Here is a 16,768-nt window from a genome sequence, read left to right on the forward strand (position 1 = left end):
TATTAGTTTTCCCCTCTCAGGCACCAATTCCATGAATGATAAGGAGAAATCAACAAGTATTATCATGTAGTATCCAAAAAAATCATCGATATAAAAAAAGGACACGGGTTCTAAGAACTTTGTGTCCTCATAATTCTTAAAAGATAGAGAGTTGAAGCTCTTCGATTAAGACTTTAAACCATGATTGGTTTTTGAACCATCTGTCTTCATAAAGGAGGCGTGATACTTCACCCATCTCAAATTCGATCGTAATAAGAGGGGTATCATCATTTTTGATGCTTCTTCCATTCACACTCACAGGCTGAGTTACGAAAAAAGAAATGCAATCGCCATTTATTATTGCTTTGTCAAACTGCCCATGGTAATGATAGTTTTTATTCCCGGAGCGAGGTTTTGCATTCCATGAATACGTACCAGCAAGACCAGGCATCATTTCTACCTTTCCAATGTCGATAAGCATTCCTTTCGCTTCATCAGATTCTCTCCAAATTGAATGTTTTAAGACTTTCCCTTTATATGAGCGTTTTTTTATCATAAGAAGGCTCCTTTACAACGGTTTTCCTATTAACATTTTAGCAGCCAAGGGGGCGTTTCACATTTTTTAAAAGGAGAAGTTCTCAGGCTACTTCTTTACATGGTTACCAAATATACTCGCGGTTTGATTTGCGGGAGAAAGGAAGATTAGATCATCTTCAAAGTGAGGAAACTATGCAGGAACTACATCAATGAAGCAAGGGTTTAAATTATTGCAACAGGTACCCCTTTGAATTATAATTTAGGTATACCTTAAAGATTCCATTTTTTTATTATCGATCGGAAGGTCGTGCGACGAATCCGCATTCTAAAACCCCTTTGGGTTCATTGACATCTGGAACTTTTGTTTCAGTGTGTATAATGTTGAATCGGAGTCGAATGCATGACTTTTTTAATTTTATGGGATCTTAATTTCCCTCCCCAAATAGCACTCGGATTTGAGTGATGTAAAAGGACTTGTTCCTGCAGCATCATTCAGACCGGGTGCTTTTTTTATTTCAAATTCTCGAAAAGGTGGGTAGCTATAGTTCCAAGTTCAAGGACAACATCACATTTTAATTTGGAGGTAGAGAGTAAATGGCAATTAAATTTATTATCGGACGAGCCGGCAGTGGAAAGACGGAGAAATGTTTGAATGAATTCCGTCAAAAATTACTTGAAAGCCCCAGTGGTGACCCACTCATTCTGTTGGTTCCTGAACAGGCAACATTCCAAGCAGAACATGCTTTAGTTACCACTCCAGGATTACGTGGGTTACTTAGGGGGCAGGTCTTGTCCTTTCGTCGTTTGGCCTGGCGTGTGATGCAGGAAACAGGGAATACCATAGGAAACCCCATTGATGACACCGGCAAAAAGATGCTCCTAATGTGGATTCTCCAACAGAAACAAGAAGAGCTTCGGCTGTTTCATGCATCTGCAGAAAAAATGGGGTTCATCGACAACTTGAATTCTCTTATGAGTGAGCTTGGACGGTACTGTCTTACGCCTGACATGCTCAAAACACAGTTGGAGAATATGGTTTCTGATACCGCCGATGAGGTTGTTTTGGAACATAAGCTTCATGATCTCCATCTTGTCTATCGGGAGTTCGAGACACAACTAGCCACAAAGTATCTTGATGCAGAGGCATATCTTTCTCATCTAGCCAATCAGCTTCAATTTTCATCCTTAGCGAAAGGTGCGGAGCTATGGATCGACGGTTTTTATGGGTTCACACCGCAAGAGCTTGAAGTTGTTCTTCAAGCAATGCTTCATTTCAAGAACGTAACCATTACACTTTGCCTGAATCGTCCGTACGAATCCGATGAAGAGCCAAACGAGCTTGATTTGTTTTATCCTACAGCGATGACAATGATTCGGATTCAGAAAAAAATTGAACAACTGGGGTTATCCCCCGCCATCTACGAGCTGCTTACAGATCACCCACGGTTTACTGACCGTCCAATGCTTGCTCACCTTGAACAGATGTATGAACAACGGTTGAGTGGACGCAGGGTGGCATATGACCAACCAGGTGACGAAATCACGATCTACTCTGCTGCAAATCGAAGAGCAGAAGTAGAAGGAGCGGCACGGGAAATCATTAAGATGGTAAGACTCGACGGGCTTCGGTATCGCGATATCGCGGTTCGGGTTCGGAATATCGAGGAATATGGTGACTTGATCGCCACGACCTTCAAGGATTATGACATTCCATTTTTCCTTGACCAAAAGCGGACAGTCCTACATCATCCATTGGTCGAATTTATTCGGTCGGCCCTTGAAGTAATATTGAACAATTGGCGCTTTGACTCGGTTTTCCGGTGTATCAAAACCGATCTTCTCTTGCCGCTCGTCGATGGGAAACTTCCTCGGAAGAACAGCCGGAGAATAGCTAGGAATGAAATGGATGAGCTGGAGAATCTGGTGCTTGCCTACGGGATTCAAGGTACCCGATGGAACGATACAAAAAACTGGAGCTTTACTAGGTATCGATCCATTGACGATGCGGTACCGGATGAGGCAGACCCGGTATTTTCAAAACGTATGGATCACTGCAGAAGAACCGTTGCACGTCCCTTGAAGGCTCTTCAGAAGCGAATGAAAGATGCCGTATGTGTCCGCGACATGATAGAGGCTCTATATCTCTTACTGGAAGAAGCCCAAGTTGCTGAACGGCTTCAACGGTGGAGTGAAGTGGCACTTCTTAACGGTAGGCCGGAAAAGTCAAAGGAGCACGCTCAAATCTTCGATAACATCATCGATATGTTTGATCAGATGGTGGATATCTTAGGAGACGAGAATGCTACTCCAGAACTTTTCCGCAAGTTAGTTGAGACGGGTCTCGAAAGTATCAGACAAGGGCTTGTTCCTCCTGCTCTTGATCAAGTACTTATCGGCAGCATAGACAGAACCCGCTCCGCCCAAGTTGCGGTTGCGATGGTTCTTGGTGTTAATGATGGGGTCCTACCACAAGCAATGAGCGAATCCGGCATCATTACTGAAGCTGAAAGAGAAGCGTTAACCAACCGCGGCCTACAGCTTGCTGATGGGGCACGTCGAAAGCTTATGGACGAACAATTCCTCATTTACACGGTGCTTTGCTCACCATCGAAGCGACTTTGGTTGAGTTACCCGCTGGCGGATGAAGAAGGCATGACGTTGCTCTCATCAGAGGTGATCAAGCATACGAAAATGCTTTTTCCGTACGCTAAATCCAGTCAGCTTCATTCCGAACCCGAGTCGACGATGAGTGAAAGCGAGCAAGCCAGTTACATCTCCACACCTTCTAAGACAATCTCCTATCTTCTTGTTCAACTGAAGCAATGGATGCGAGGCGAGTCTTTGTCGGATATATGGTTCGATGTTTACAACTGGTACCTAAAGCATCCCGAGTGGAATAAAAAGCTGGCAATCCTGACAGGGGCGCTTGCGTACACGAACGAAGAAAAGCCTCTCCCGGCTTTCACAAGCCGACTTCTCTACGGAGATCAGCTTGTTTCAAGCGTCTCGCGCATGGAACTCTTTGTTGCATGTCCTTTCAGTCATTTTGCGCTTAACGGATTGAAGTTGAAAGAAAGAAAGGTATTCCGTCTGGAGGCACCCGACATAGGAGAACTCTATCACGCGGCATTGAGTAATCTCTTCAAGGAACTCCAGGAGAAGAAAATAACCTTGGGTAGCCTAAATCGAGAAGAATTGCTAAGTAAGACATCTGAGATTGTGGAGCGATTAACACCACGTCTTCAGAACGAAATTCTTACAAGCTCACATCGTCATCGCCACATTGCAAGGAAACTTACGAATGTGCTCCAATCATCTGCTCTTGCGCTGCATGAGCATGACAAGAGAGGGGTTTTCCATCCGGTTGGCCTTGAACTTGCATTCGGCCCGAACGAACAACTTCCTGCACTTCAAATCGACCTGCAAGACGGACGTATCATGGAGGTTATCGGACGTATTGATCGAATTGATGTCGCGCAACTGGAGAACGACTCGCTCCTTCGGATTATCGATTATAAATCGAGTGCAAAAAGCTTGGAGCTCGACGAAGTTTTCCATGGCTTGTCCCTTCAAACGCTAACCTACCTTGATGTAGCCATTAGCAATTCGGAGAAATGGCTGGGTATGAAAACTTCGCCGGCCGGTGTACTGTACTTTCATGTACATAATCCGATGATTTCAAACTCGAACCCTTTGACTGAGGATTCCGTGGTGAAAGAGAAGCGTAAAAGCTTCAAAATGAGCGGACTTGTCCTTGCAGACCATGAGGTGGTTCGCATGATGGACAGTGAGGTACAAACTGGTCATTCCGAGCTTATTCCTGTGGGATTGAAGAAAGACGGTGGATTCTATAGCAATTCGTCCATCGCATCGGCTCCACAATGGGACAAGCTTTCGCAACACGTCCGGGAGACCATTGGAAAAATCGGAATGGAAATTGTGAACGGTAAAGTGGATATTTCTCCGTGTCGGACCAGCAAGAAGACAGCTTGCGACTATTGCCCCATTAAACCAGTCTGCAAGTTTGATTCGCAATTCGAAGGGAATAACCACAATGTCCTGAAGGGTATGTCGAACGATGAAGTTTGGCAGGCGCTTTACTCTAAGAGAACGGAAGAAACGGATTGACGAAATTTAATCGGGAAGGGAAGAGACAAATGTCTATAACGGCTCCTACACCAAGCAAGTGGACCGAGGACCAATTGAAAGCGATCAATGAGAAGGGGAAAGATATTCTTGTCGCTGCAGCTGCCGGCTCCGGGAAAACAGCGGTGCTTGTGGAACGGATCATCAAAAAAATCAGCAACCCGATCAGTCCAGTGAATGTTGATGAGCTTTTGGTTGCCACTTTTACCAAAGCTGCAGCTGCCGAAATGAGGGAACGGATTAGGGAAGCTCTTGAAAAAGAGATTTTCCAAGATCCTGACAATGCACATGTTCGCCGACAATTGGCATTGATCAACCGTGCTTCGATTACGACCTTGCATTCATTTTGCAAAGACGTAATCAAGCGCTACTACCAAACCATCGAACTTGACCCAGGCTTCAGGGTTGCAAATGAGATCGAGTCATCTATGATCCGCCAAGACGTTCTGGACTCCTTGATGGAAGAAAAGTATGAAATGATGGCAACTGGAGATTCGTTCTGGTCCCTAGTGGAATGGTTTGGTGGTGAGCGAGATGATACTGCATTGTTCCGACTGGTTCAGCAACTATATGATGCTTCTCGTAGCCATCTGAAACCTGATGAATGGCTTCGTCAAATGGCGTTTCAATTTGATGGACCAGAAGCGGGTGAGAGCTGGTTTGCCAGTCTGATGCTTGATGTTCGTCTTGAACTTCAAAGCATTCTCGCAACGCTTAACGAAGCGCTTCATGTTGCGACCTCTCCCAGTGGTCCGCTTCCGTATGTCGACAATCTTCAAAGTGAACTGACTTCGGTTAATTCCTTAATAGCTGCATCAGAAACGACTTGGGAGAGACTTTATCAAAGTCTTCAGTTGAACGTCTTTGATCGACTGAAGCCTTGCAAGAAGGATGCCTTTGATGAAGGGATGATCCAACAGGTCAAGGATTATCGTGATGCTGCCAAGAAAGGCCTAGAAAAGATTAAAGAGGACCTGTTTAAGCGTTCTCTCGAACAGTACCGTTTCGAATTTGTTTCGATGGCTCCTATCATGCGCGAATTGGTTGAGCTTGTTATTTTGTTCGCTGCTCGCTACCAATTGGCCAAGAATGAGAAGAACCTCGTGGATTTCTCAGACCTTGAACATTTTTGCTTAAAGGTTTTGAGTGAGGAGAAAGAAGAAGGCGTTTTGACTCCTTCAGCTGCGGCCTTATCCTACAAGAAGCAATTTCAAGAAGTGCTTTTGGATGAGTATCAGGACACAAACCGGGTGCAAGAGGCAATCGTTACTCTAATCAGCCGACAAGAGCCCGGGAATCGGTTCATGGTAGGCGATGTTAAACAGTCGGTGTATCGTTTCCGCCTTGCAGAACCTGGCTTGTTTTTAGAAAAATATAATCGGTTCCGTAAGGATGGGAGTGGTGATGGACTAAGGATTGATCTTGCTCAAAACTTCCGAAGCCGCCGCGAGGTAATCCACGCTGCCAACTTCATCTTCCGCCAGATAATGAGTGAGCGAGTCGGTGAAGTTCCTTATGACAAGGATGCAGAACTCATATATGGTGCTAATTATCCTGAAGATCTGTCGCCGGAAATGAGTTATAATACGGAGCTCTTGCTCATTAATCGAAATAAAGGGGGCGGTTCTGAACCATCTATCTTTGATCAACCTGGTTCAGAGGATGCCGGTGAGTTCCTACAGGATGAGGCTGAAGACCTTGAGCCCGCCCGCATGGAAGCAAAAGTGGTTGCCCAAGAAATCAAAAAGCTGATGGGGCTTTACGATGGGGAAAGGTTCCGTGTATTTGATAAGAAGCTCGGTGATCTTCGGCCGATAACTTACCGTGACATCGTGGTTTTAATGCGGTCACCCCAAGCTTCCTCGCCCTTGTTTATTGACGAGCTGAAGCTTCAAGGAATACCCGCATATGCAGAGATAAACACAGGATACTTTACGGCTAGCGAGGTTGAAACAATGCTCTCGCTCCTGCAGGTCATCGACAACCCATATCAGGACATACCTCTTGCTGCAGTGCTGCGTTCTCCCTTGGCCGGCTTAACCGCAGACGATTTGGCTAAGGTTCGATCGACACATCGCAGAGGTGATTTCTACGAGGCCGTCGTAAAGTATGTGGGAGAAGAGCTTCCATCCGACCAGTTCCCAGAAGACATGCAACTGTCCATTTTGGAAGCCGCGGCGGAAGGCGAAGTACCTTCGGTATCCACTGCCCCAACCGTTAGCGACGAGCTTGCATCAAAGCTTTCTTCCTTCCTAAGACAGCTGGAGGCGTGGAGAACTGAAGCAAGAGAGGGCTCCCTTGCCGATCTCATTTGGCGGATTTATCGGGATACCAATTTCTACGATTTCGTTGGAGGACTTCCTGGTGGTGTACAGCGGCAGGCAAATTTAAAAGGCCTTTACGATCGAGCCCGGCAGTACGAAGCGACCTCCTTCCGTGGACTCTTTCGTTTCTTGCGTTTTATTTCACGGATGAAAGAAGCAGGAAACGATCTCGGTACTGCTAAGTCAATAGGTGAGCAGGAAGATGTCGTACGCCTCATGTCGATCCACAAAAGTAAGGGCTTGGAGTTTCCAGTAGTGTTTGTGGCTGGCATGGCGAAGCAATTCAACCAACAGGACCTGAACGGCCATTTCCTCATTCATAAGGAACTTGGATTTGGTCCTAAATTCGTAGATACGGATCTTCGAGTAAGTTATCCGTCACTTTCTTCCTTGGCAATTAAGAGGAAAATGAGAATGGAGATGCTGGCCGAAGAAATGCGAGTTCTATATGTTGCACTTACGCGACCACGCGAGAAAATGTACCTTGTCGGAGCAGTTCGTAATCTGGAAAAGCAGATTCAAGCATGGTCGAAACATATTCTCCATAAAGGAATACTTCTACCGGACCATGACCTTGCCAGAGCGACCTGTTACCTCGATTGGATTGGGCCTGCACTCGTGCGTCATCCAGATGCATCCATCTTCCGAAATATGACGGGATTTGGTTACGCCGAAGCTCTCGAAGATGAAGAGTCAAAATGGACCATCCGGATTATCGAACCATCTTCATTAGTAAACGCTGATGTATCTTCGCTCATTTCGGAAGTTGACGAAGTTGTCAGAAATCAACTAATCGACGAGGTGATGAACCATCGACCAATTGTTGGGGTAACGACAGCTTTCAAAGCGGATATTGAATCTCGCCTAAATTGGGATTATCCGCTTGCTGTTGGATCTACCGTCTTTTCCAAGACTTCTGTCACTGAACTCAAGCGGATTGGTGAGATAAATCCGATGATGAGGGACTCTTTGACTGAAGATGGATGGAATGCATCAACGTTTACAGCGGGTAAAAAGGAATCGAACATTGCATCTGTTGCTTCTCGCCGGCCGCGCTTTATGGAAGAAAGAAAGATGACGCCTGTAGAACGGGGAACAGTTTATCACACCGTCATGCAAAATCTTCCTCTAAATAAAGGGAGCATGACCGTAGAAGATATCCGTGGAGCACTGGATACGATGGTCAATAAGAGACTGTTTACAGCAGACCAGGCAAACGCCGTTGAGATCGAACAAATCGAACAATTCTTCAAACAGGATATTGGATCGCGCATCCTTCAAGCAAAAAATGTCATGAGGGAGATCCCATTCAGCTACGGGTTGTCTGCAGCGGATATTTACCCTGATGTGGACGGACAAGTTGCTGACGAGATTATCCTCACTCAAGGGGTTATTGACTGCTTGTTCGAAGAGGAAGAGGGCTTAATCCTCCTAGATTATAAGACCGACTCCACAAGGGGGAAGACGTTGAACCAACTCATTGATAAATACCGCCTGCAGATCAATCTGTACGAAAGAGCAATCGAAGACACCTGGAAGCGTCCAGTCATTGAGAAGTACTTGTACTTCTTTGACGGAGGACAGTTAATTGAATTGAAATAAAAAGAAAGAGGCTTTCCTTTTTGGAGGCCTCTTGAGTCTGTAAAATAGTTTGTGTAAACTCCAAAACCTATTAAAATGGAACTAATAGAAAGGTTGGGAGAATACATGGGACTTTGGACGAAACAACAGTTGCGCGACTTCATTAAAGAGAATAATCTGGTAACGGCACAGGATGCTCAAAACGCATTAAAGAACCTGTTTGCAGAAACAATCCAGGAGATGCTCGAAGCGGAGATGGAAACACATCTGGGCTATGCCAAGCACGACATCACGGCGAAAGCGACGTCAAACAGCCGTAATGGCAAAAGCAAGAAAACTGTCGTCAGTGAGTATGGTGAGCAAGAAATAATCGTACCCCGTGATCGCTTGGGCGAGTTTGAACCGCTTGTGGTGAAGAAGCATCAGTCCAATGTCACAGGCATTGAGGAACAGATCATTGCGCTTTACGCGAAGGGCGTCAGCACGCGTGAAATTCAAGATCATCTACAGCAGTTGTATGGCATCGAAGTCTCCCCGACACTGATCTCGAACGTGACGAACAAGGTTATCCCTATGGTTAAGGAATGGCAAAATCGGCCGCTACAGAGCGTATATGCCGTTGTTTTTCTCGACGCCATTCATTTCAAAGTGAAGCAAGACGGAGCTATTGTCAACAAGGCGGCTTACATGGTCATCGGCATCGATCTGGACGGGAATAAAGACGTCCTAGGCATGTGGATTGGCGAAAACGAGTCGGCCAAGTTCTGGCTCAATGTCTTGAACGAGTTAAAAAACCGCGGCGTACAAGACATTCTCATTACGTGTGTCGATAATCTAACCGGTTTCTCGCAAGCGATAAGCGCTTGTTATCCCGCTACAGAGATTCAGAAGTGCATCATCCATCAAATCCGTAATTCAACGCGCTACGTGTCCTACAAGGACTTGAAGAAGGTGACGGCCGATCTGAAGCCGATCTACAAAGCAGCAACCGAAGAAGCGGCGCTTGTGGAGCTAGATCGCTTTGAGGAGGAGTGGGGCAAAAAGTATCCACTGATCGTCCGTTCTTGGCGCAACAACTGGAGCGAGCTCGCTACATTCTTCAAGTACCCGCCGGAAATTCGCAAGTTGATCTACACCACGAACATGATCGAGAGTTATCACCGTCAACTGCGCAAAGTGACGAAAGGCAAAAGCATCTTTCCGAGCGACGAGGCTCTCCTTAAAATGCTGTATTTATCCACAATGGACGTTGTACGGAAATGGACGGGCCGTGTTCAGAACTGGGGACAAATGCTGCTACAGTTTTCGGTTTTCTTCCCTGATCGCGTGGGTCAGCACTTGAGGTAGGGGGGCGGAGTCCCCCTCTAAGCATCACCCTCTACATTCGTTTACACAAAATTCTTGACAGACCCGGCCTCTTTTTGATTTGGTGTCAGCTTAGATTTTGTGCAATTGATGCTTAGTCACAATCGACAAGTTATTCCATGTCTTTATATAGATAGATCACATTGGAGCTTTCCTTGTTTATTTCTCTCACGAGTTCTGTGAATTTCTCAATAGTAACATTCATTTCATTGATTTCTTTCTCAGTGTACTTTCCTAACAATTCAATTATTGGGATTTTATTTTCTGGAATAGGTATATCTTCATGATATTCTAACTTAATCGAGACCCACCCTTGTTTTGCTTCCAATACATTCTTTAATGCTTCCTGAATTGTTATACCATCGCTCTTGCAACCTTTTAGCATCGGTATATTTGCAATGTAGTATCTTTCAACCCCATCATCAAACACTTTTAAAGTAATAGGGTGCGGCATTGCTACATAAGTTTGTTCTTCTCTCATGGTTTGATATTCCTTATCCTTTCCTCTGTTTCTCGTTGTATGTTATCGTTACGTTTTGCTCGCTCAGCGTCCTGATGTAGCTAATCTTTTTTTCGAAGAAAAGCAAGGCGCTTCTGCACGCCGCGCGTGGGTCGATTAAGGGCTTTGCCAATATCCTTTTGAAAGATTCCCTTAGCGGTTAATCTAAGCAGCTCACGGTCCTCCTCGGGGGTCCATATCTGCTGATGCCGAGTAGGAATTATTTCGCGATCTTTTTTTCTTTCAACATCGACCCATTCGGGTTCGGGTGGTAAGGCGTGCTTAGGTATTTTGGAAAAGTTTATACGATGTTTATTTCTTTCTGCCCACATCCAAAATCGTTCTGGCTTGATAAATAAATTTTGTTTTTTAAATTTGGTGATACGTCTTTTATAAGGTAGCCCATATTTATCTATCCACAACAATACGGTGTGCGAATCGACATTTAACAAGGAAGCCAGAGAATATGCTGTGACATCATCCGTGGAATTTCTTGTACTGATTCCAAGCTTTTCAAGCTTTCTTTCAATTCCCCCTTCATTGCGACCAAGCTTGGTGGCGATAACCGGTATGGTATAAAATCCTACCATCTCTTTTAATCGGTTTTCTTCGGGAGTCTTCCATTTTTGAAATTTGTTTTGCATTTAATCCTCCGCCTGGTATGTTCTTACTATTTCTATATTATATCGAGTAAAGGGGAGGTTGCCCTTTTCGGTTAGAGTAAAGTAAAGAAATAATACAGCCTCTCATAATGGGAGAGGCTGTTCTTAGTTTGATGAAATAAAAAGTTTTGTTGAAGCTTACCGCGCAAGAATATGTACTTATACTTAACTTAAAGTAATCGCATTCTTAGGAAGGAGCTGCTAACCTTTCTTATTCACGGTTTGCTGCACATATGATGTTAAATTGGATATAAATTTGGGATCTAGATAATCGAAGGATAAAATCGTTTTCGAAACTGCTTCATAGACAATACTTTTACATTCTGTGAAATAGGGACACTTTCTTGTTCCGAGTTTGTCAGCATAAAGGTTTCACCGTCATATTTAATATAGTTTCCGTTGTTATCCTTAAGATCTCCCTCAAAAATATATTTTAACATCCATTTAAAATCATCTTTCTGCATAGGAGTTAAATACGACATTGTTTTTGAATAATCTGGAGAGGAATAAACATCGCTTGCTTCATAAAGCATATCACGAACAGCTTCTGGCACACTTAAGTATATACAAAAAATATTATCTGAAAAGTCTTTATCAGAAATAGTCAACCCTAACTTCATTTTTATAAAAAGTATCTTTGATTTTAGTACGATACTATCAACTTTAATGTGCTTCTTACAAAACTCTCTGAATTCTTCCACATCTTTCGGAAAAGGATCTGGACTCCTTAATGCTTTAAGTCTTGCTTCACGCTTCCGTTCCTCAGAAATTTGATCTATTACTTCAAGATGTGACTTCATTATAGAACTTTTGTTATTGATATATATGGTGAATTTCAATAAGAAGACATTGAATACAGATAGGGCCACAAAAATAACTTTTAATATATCCGATTCTACATGTATAGCTGAGAAAATACACAGAACAGCAGCCAATAGTTGAATACAAATTCTTCCTACAAAACTAAACATTGTTCTACTCCTTTAGTGTGTTAATCTGAGCACTTATTATCATATCAAATTAACTAGTAGAATTGCACCGAATTAAACAGATTACTTTTGCCCCTCACTCATTTATCGGCTGAATCTATTTATAATATAATACGAAGATTCCTGAAAAAGTTATCAATAAACTGAATACAAAAGTATTGAATAAAATGAATACTTTTCTTCCTATTAACCATAATACTTTTGTATTATCATAAATAATATATTTGTGCGTATAAAAGTATTTAGTTTTCTTAATCTGGAGATCACCATGTCCTTATTCCAAAATAAAGAGAGTAGAATGGAGATGGCATCTCGAGTTTACATATTTATTATTATGTAAACCTAACGATTTTCAATGTACAATTGGAAGAGTTCTGATAAACTGATGGGAGTAATTAGTTTTCTCAAGGGAATGAATAGTCGTGGATGAAAAGGCGTTTCTAATCGATATTTATAATAGATTTCCAAAATATTCTTCGAATCGGTCCTTTCTTGAACGAATGATGCTGGATGCCCGCAGTGAACCTGGAATACTTCTTAATTGTGCCGTAAAGTTCGGTTTGTCTTTCAGTGATATGAGTTCAATTTTGGATGAAGAAGGAGTTTTCACGGAAGATGGGAATCTCAACGAGACTCGGCTTATTGAATTAGCAGCATCATTCTCTAAGTGGCGAAGAAAACGCGAGGAATTCGCAAAGAGGCACTACCATCAAGCCATGAATCGTGGTGATTCGACGGAAAGAAGAAGGTCGATAATAAAGATTTCAGAAGTTCCAAAGATATTGGTAGGAAAGATGGATGTTAATTCTTATATTGAGTTGTTAGGTAAGCCCTACGAACAGATACTTGAAGTTCTTGTTCCAGAACAATCAATGGTTAGTGGCTATACAAAACTTTTTGATAAATTTACGATTAACTACCGCGTCCCGGACGATGTTATCACGGCAATGATCCATTTTATGCTAAGTGAACAAAGAAGATGGTCATATGCATATTTCGAAGCACTAGCCACAGATTTGTTATTGCATCGTATTGAAAAATTTGAGGCAGCTCTTCAACATTTTCATACCCGAGTTAACAGGTACACCGATCAGATTCATGTTAATGGGAATAATAAACGTTACCCCAAATGAGAAATGCTCAATATTTTAGCCGTCTAACATCAGTAGGCGGCCTTGTTGGATTTATTATTTTAAATGCTTCTGTTTCGATTTGATCGGAATCGTCTATTGGGTTGATTCCTTCTCCTGATTTTTATATTTCCATATCGATGAAACATATACGAAAAAAGCACAGCTCCTAAAATATTGATACCTATTCGCATAAATAATCCTCCTATTATAACCGCACAAATAATCAATATCAAAGACCCAATACCAATAAGAGCTTTTAATCTTTTAAATTTAAAAACCTCATATTTTATCATTAAAATTATAAGAGCGAAAGTTAATACCAAACCCATCAGAAACATGACCAGTTCCTCAAAGTCCCCCAAATTCAGCCCGTTCAATAATACTTATACTACCTATGGTTTTAAGGATGCACGTAATGAATAATTCATTTTCATAAATTCTCGTTGGCTAATAACCTTTTTAACCTGATTTTTAAGAGATATCTTAAGTAACTCACTTTCCTTATCACTATCCTTTTTAAATACTTCATCAATTAAATGAAGATGGTTATTGAGTTGTATGATAGACATATCCCAGTACAAGCGTTCCAGTATATCGTCAATTTCAATTGCATCGCCCTTTCGATCTTGGGGTTCAAGCTTAATTTTCATTCTAATGTCTACCTTTCAGTGATTGATTTAAATGATACTTTATTTGGATAAGTAGTTTTTCCTTTTGTTCAGGTGAATTGTTGCTGTTCATGCGATTTCGATTTCCCTTTTTTCAAGCGCACAAATTATATCATCTAAGATAATTGTATCAGTCTTTAGTGGTTTACCTCTAAGAGTCTTTATCTTCCTAATTGCTATTTTATCTTATCTTAGAGATCTTGGCGAAACAAATAGTGGCATATTTGAATTTTAGATACCGGTAAGAAAACCGATTCAAAAACCGTCACCAGAGTCATAATCTCACACTCCAACCATTCTCCGCTCACTTTTGTTCAATGGATATTTTTAAACATTTACAAGAACATATGTGCTATAATAAGTACGCAAAAGACGGATTTTGCGTACTTTCGATTCTAAGCGATTTCTCATGCTAATTTAAGGGGGGTATATCGATGTATTCCAATTTAAAGGAGCTCCCAGATGGAGTAATTGAAATCAAAGCTGATCTCTATGACGTAATAAATGATGTAGCTAAAAAAGCAGGAAATATAGAGGATGCAGCGAATCGCTTACTCCAGGTATATATTCAAGATGGCATTCTATATATTCAGTTGAAAAAGGAGAGTTGAATGAAATCGAGTACAGGGTATTTTGAAAAGAATAAAGCAGAACTCACAGAAATGCGCAAGTTAGATCTTTAAGACCTTAAGTTAATGAGGTTAGCTGTAGAGGTAGATCACTTCAATAAACAAGTTAGTGAGAATGCGTCTGCTCTTTTGTGATTTTGGGTGCGTTCAATATTTAGTTTGTTTGGTCGTTCGGTATGAGGATGATTCGTGCCATTCAGCTCATATAGCTAACCCGATACGTTTGTCGATATAGTTTGGAGACAATTATAGCCGAAAAAGTGGTTTGGACTTGATAGAACTTTTTCAAATGGAGTGTGGCGACCGATGGAAAAGGGGTTAATCGTTCGTGACCCTTGGATTGAAATGCTACTCTCTGGGTTCAAAACTTGGGAGATTCGAAGTAAACCGACTTCGATCAGGGGGAAAATTGGTCTTATTAAAAGTGGGACTAAGAAAATATTTGGGGAAATCAACATTATTGATTGCGTAGAAATTCCGGTGACAGATTTTAACCGCTACTTTGAGTTTCATCATGTACAGGATATTTCGAGTTTTGGCTATTCAAAGATTTTTGCTTGGGTGATGCAGAACCCAATACGGTATGCAGAACCAAAACCATATATACATCGGCCGGGTTGTGTGGTCTGGGTCAACTTTAAAGATAATCGTGGACAATCTGAAGGTGATACAAAACATGTTTCGTAGTATCTTCAAAAAAGAAGGAACGGCAAGTTTCAAAAATACATGCCTTTAAGGAACCTGGATTAAACCCCTTTGAGGATTTGGATTTGAATGAGCATGAAGGATAAAGGGCACATACACACCTCACGTTACTCAGTTTTTCAAGATAAGATCCCAAGCAACTCAGTTCCAGTAGCCTCCTTTTTTTACTGTCATTAAGAAATTTGAATTCTATTATGTGAATCTAGAATTGGGAAAGAGAGGTTTATTCTTAAAGAAGGTTGAGCCTGACGAAGCGAGAAAAATTTGCTGTTACATACAAATGAATGAAAGAGTGATACTCCTTGAAAAAAGAAGATATTAGGATTGGGCTGTACTTCAATAAATCGTCTCACTCTTTTAGAGAAGTCATTTCATATTCGGAGTATTACGATAATGTGGAGTGGAGACGGCCTAATGGGATGAGTACTCGACTATGTAAAAAATGCTCCTTCGCTGCATGGGCAGATTATCATGTGCTTTTCCTTGTTTCTTGACTGAAGGATTTAACTGTCGGGAAAACAACAATTTTAATTGAGGGAAAATTATATCCCGTAATTGCAGAAAACACGATGGGCATAACCTTGATTGATGTGGAAGGGAATGAGCAGGGTATTCAACTCGCTGGCAGCCAGTATGTGTCTAAGATGTAAGGTTATTTTTCAGCGGCTTAACATATAAAGGATTACGAAAATATCATGACTGCTAGGGAACTTCTAAGACATTCAGCAGGATTGATCTTGAAAAAACTGTTCAAGATTATATAGAGTTTCGGGGAGTAAGTACAAACATCCTTCGAACATCTGATCCTCTGTTTCAAGAGTCCCATGCTGAATCCTAATGTGATAAGAGGAAACCAATTCTGCTTGACATTCCTGTGTCTGACCTTTCATTCGCTTTTTCTCTTCAAGTATTGCAGGTTTAATGTTCACTTTAAAACCTCTTCGATTTCAACTTCGATAGCTTTATATCACAACATAATTGTCCCGTTCAACCAGGTGTGCCTGAAGCGTAGCGCGTACGAATATTACCATCACGATGATTTATACTGTGCCGGGCGTGGAAGATCTGGAGGATGCAGCGATCAGCTGGACGTGAAGGGAGAATAATAGTGAGTTTAAAATATTTAAAAACAAGATTCATCATATTTCTTACTACATTTGTCTTTATAGGTATTCTATTTAGTTTGCAGGGTTACCTAGATAATCAGCGTGGATCGATTTTTCTTGGAAAATATATTCCTACATCAAAAAATGACCCGCTAATTTTCTATGATACAAAAGTCTTGCGCGCCTCAGGGATACATAATGCACAGAAAATATTTGCTCAGAAAGTATTTGAAAACAAAATAAAGATTGTAATTGTAGATGAAGTTGGTCAGAAAGTGGATGAGGAGAGTATACATCCAGGAGATAAGGTTACATCAAAACTAATAGTAGATGACACTCGTAAGGTAATAGGTATCAAATTTATTTTAATGAATTAAGCTTGGCGTGGAGGATCTGGAGGCTGCGGTGGAGTAGATCAGCTGGACGTAATGATACACAAAATAAA

Annotated in this window: 12 protein-coding genes; 7 read left to right on the top strand and 5 right to left on the bottom strand. The window is 41.8% G+C overall.

Features of this window, described 5'->3' with window-relative positions:
* Positions 1 to 136: 136 nt before the first annotated feature.
* The gene (locus EHV15_RS34470; protein ID WP_128635795.1) at positions 137 to 535 is read right to left on the bottom strand and encodes a hypothetical protein; all 399 of its coding nucleotides are present in this window, start codon (positions 533 to 535) and stop codon (positions 137 to 139) included.
* A gap of 575 nt (positions 536 to 1,110) precedes the next feature.
* Here EHV15_RS34470 and addB point away from each other — a divergent pair.
* The 3 genes from addB (at position 1,111) to EHV15_RS34485 (ending at position 9,914) form a co-directional block, all read left to right on the top strand.
* Positions 1,111 to 4,644, top strand: a complete 3,534-nt coding sequence (addB, locus tag EHV15_RS34475) for a helicase-exonuclease AddAB subunit AddB (protein ID WP_128635796.1) — start codon at positions 1,111 to 1,113, stop codon at positions 4,642 to 4,644.
* A gap of 29 nt (positions 4,645 to 4,673) precedes the next feature.
* Entirely contained in the window at positions 4,674 to 8,588 is a 3,915-nt protein-coding gene (gene addA / locus EHV15_RS34480; RefSeq protein WP_128635797.1) for a helicase-exonuclease AddAB subunit AddA, read from the top strand.
* Positions 8,589 to 8,693: 105 nt separating this feature from the next.
* Positions 8,694 to 9,914 (top strand): IS256 family transposase, encoded by a 1,221-nt coding sequence (locus EHV15_RS34485; protein WP_125081887.1) that lies wholly within the window; start codon positions 8,694 to 8,696, stop codon positions 9,912 to 9,914.
* A gap of 130 nt (positions 9,915 to 10,044) precedes the next feature.
* On the opposite strand, the gene EHV15_RS34490 is transcribed toward EHV15_RS34485, so the two are convergent.
* From EHV15_RS34490 to EHV15_RS34500, 3 genes are all read right to left on the bottom strand, one after another.
* Complete coding sequence (locus EHV15_RS34490) at positions 10,045 to 10,413, bottom strand: type II toxin-antitoxin system HicB family antitoxin (RefSeq protein WP_128635798.1); 369 nt, start codon at positions 10,411 to 10,413, stop codon at positions 10,045 to 10,047.
* Positions 10,414 to 10,493: 80 nt separating this feature from the next.
* Positions 10,494 to 11,075 (bottom strand): DNA-binding protein, encoded by a 582-nt coding sequence (locus EHV15_RS34495; protein WP_128635799.1) that lies wholly within the window; start codon positions 11,073 to 11,075, stop codon positions 10,494 to 10,496.
* 281 nt (positions 11,076 to 11,356) lie between these two features.
* On the bottom strand, positions 11,357 to 12,064 hold the full coding sequence (locus tag EHV15_RS34500; protein WP_128635800.1) for a hypothetical protein: 708 nt from the start codon (positions 12,062 to 12,064) through the stop codon (positions 11,357 to 11,359).
* A 440-nt stretch (positions 12,065 to 12,504) separates the two neighbouring features.
* Here EHV15_RS34500 and EHV15_RS34505 point away from each other — a divergent pair, with 440 nt between their 5' ends.
* The gene (locus EHV15_RS34505; RefSeq protein WP_128635801.1) at positions 12,505 to 13,215 is read left to right on the top strand and encodes a hypothetical protein; all 711 of its coding nucleotides are present in this window, start codon (positions 12,505 to 12,507) and stop codon (positions 13,213 to 13,215) included.
* A gap of 392 nt (positions 13,216 to 13,607) precedes the next feature.
* Here the strand turns inward: EHV15_RS34505 and EHV15_RS34510 are convergent, their stop codons facing one another.
* On the bottom strand, positions 13,608 to 13,865 hold the full coding sequence (locus EHV15_RS34510) for a hypothetical protein (RefSeq protein ID WP_128635802.1): 258 nt from the start codon (positions 13,863 to 13,865) through the stop codon (positions 13,608 to 13,610).
* A gap of 452 nt (positions 13,866 to 14,317) precedes the next feature.
* Between EHV15_RS34510 and EHV15_RS36845 the strand changes: the two genes are divergently transcribed.
* From EHV15_RS36845 to EHV15_RS34520, 3 genes are all read left to right on the top strand, one after another.
* Complete coding sequence (locus tag EHV15_RS36845; RefSeq protein ID WP_178076111.1) at positions 14,318 to 14,494, top strand: hypothetical protein; 177 nt, start codon at positions 14,318 to 14,320, stop codon at positions 14,492 to 14,494.
* Positions 14,495 to 14,818: 324 nt separating this feature from the next.
* Complete coding sequence (locus tag EHV15_RS34515) at positions 14,819 to 15,199, top strand: ASCH domain-containing protein (RefSeq protein ID WP_128635803.1); 381 nt, start codon at positions 14,819 to 14,821, stop codon at positions 15,197 to 15,199.
* Positions 15,200 to 16,289: 1,090 nt separating this feature from the next.
* Positions 16,290 to 16,700 carry a hypothetical protein gene (locus tag EHV15_RS34520; protein WP_128635804.1) on the top strand — a complete coding sequence of 137 codons (411 nt, stop codon included), beginning with the start codon at positions 16,290 to 16,292 and terminating at the stop codon, positions 16,698 to 16,700.
* Positions 16,701 to 16,768 lie beyond the last annotated feature (68 nt).

It is taken from the genome of Paenibacillus oralis, from assembly GCF_003863965.1.
In the GTDB taxonomy this organism is placed as follows: Bacteria; Bacillota; Bacilli; order Paenibacillales; family Paenibacillaceae; genus Fontibacillus; species Fontibacillus oralis.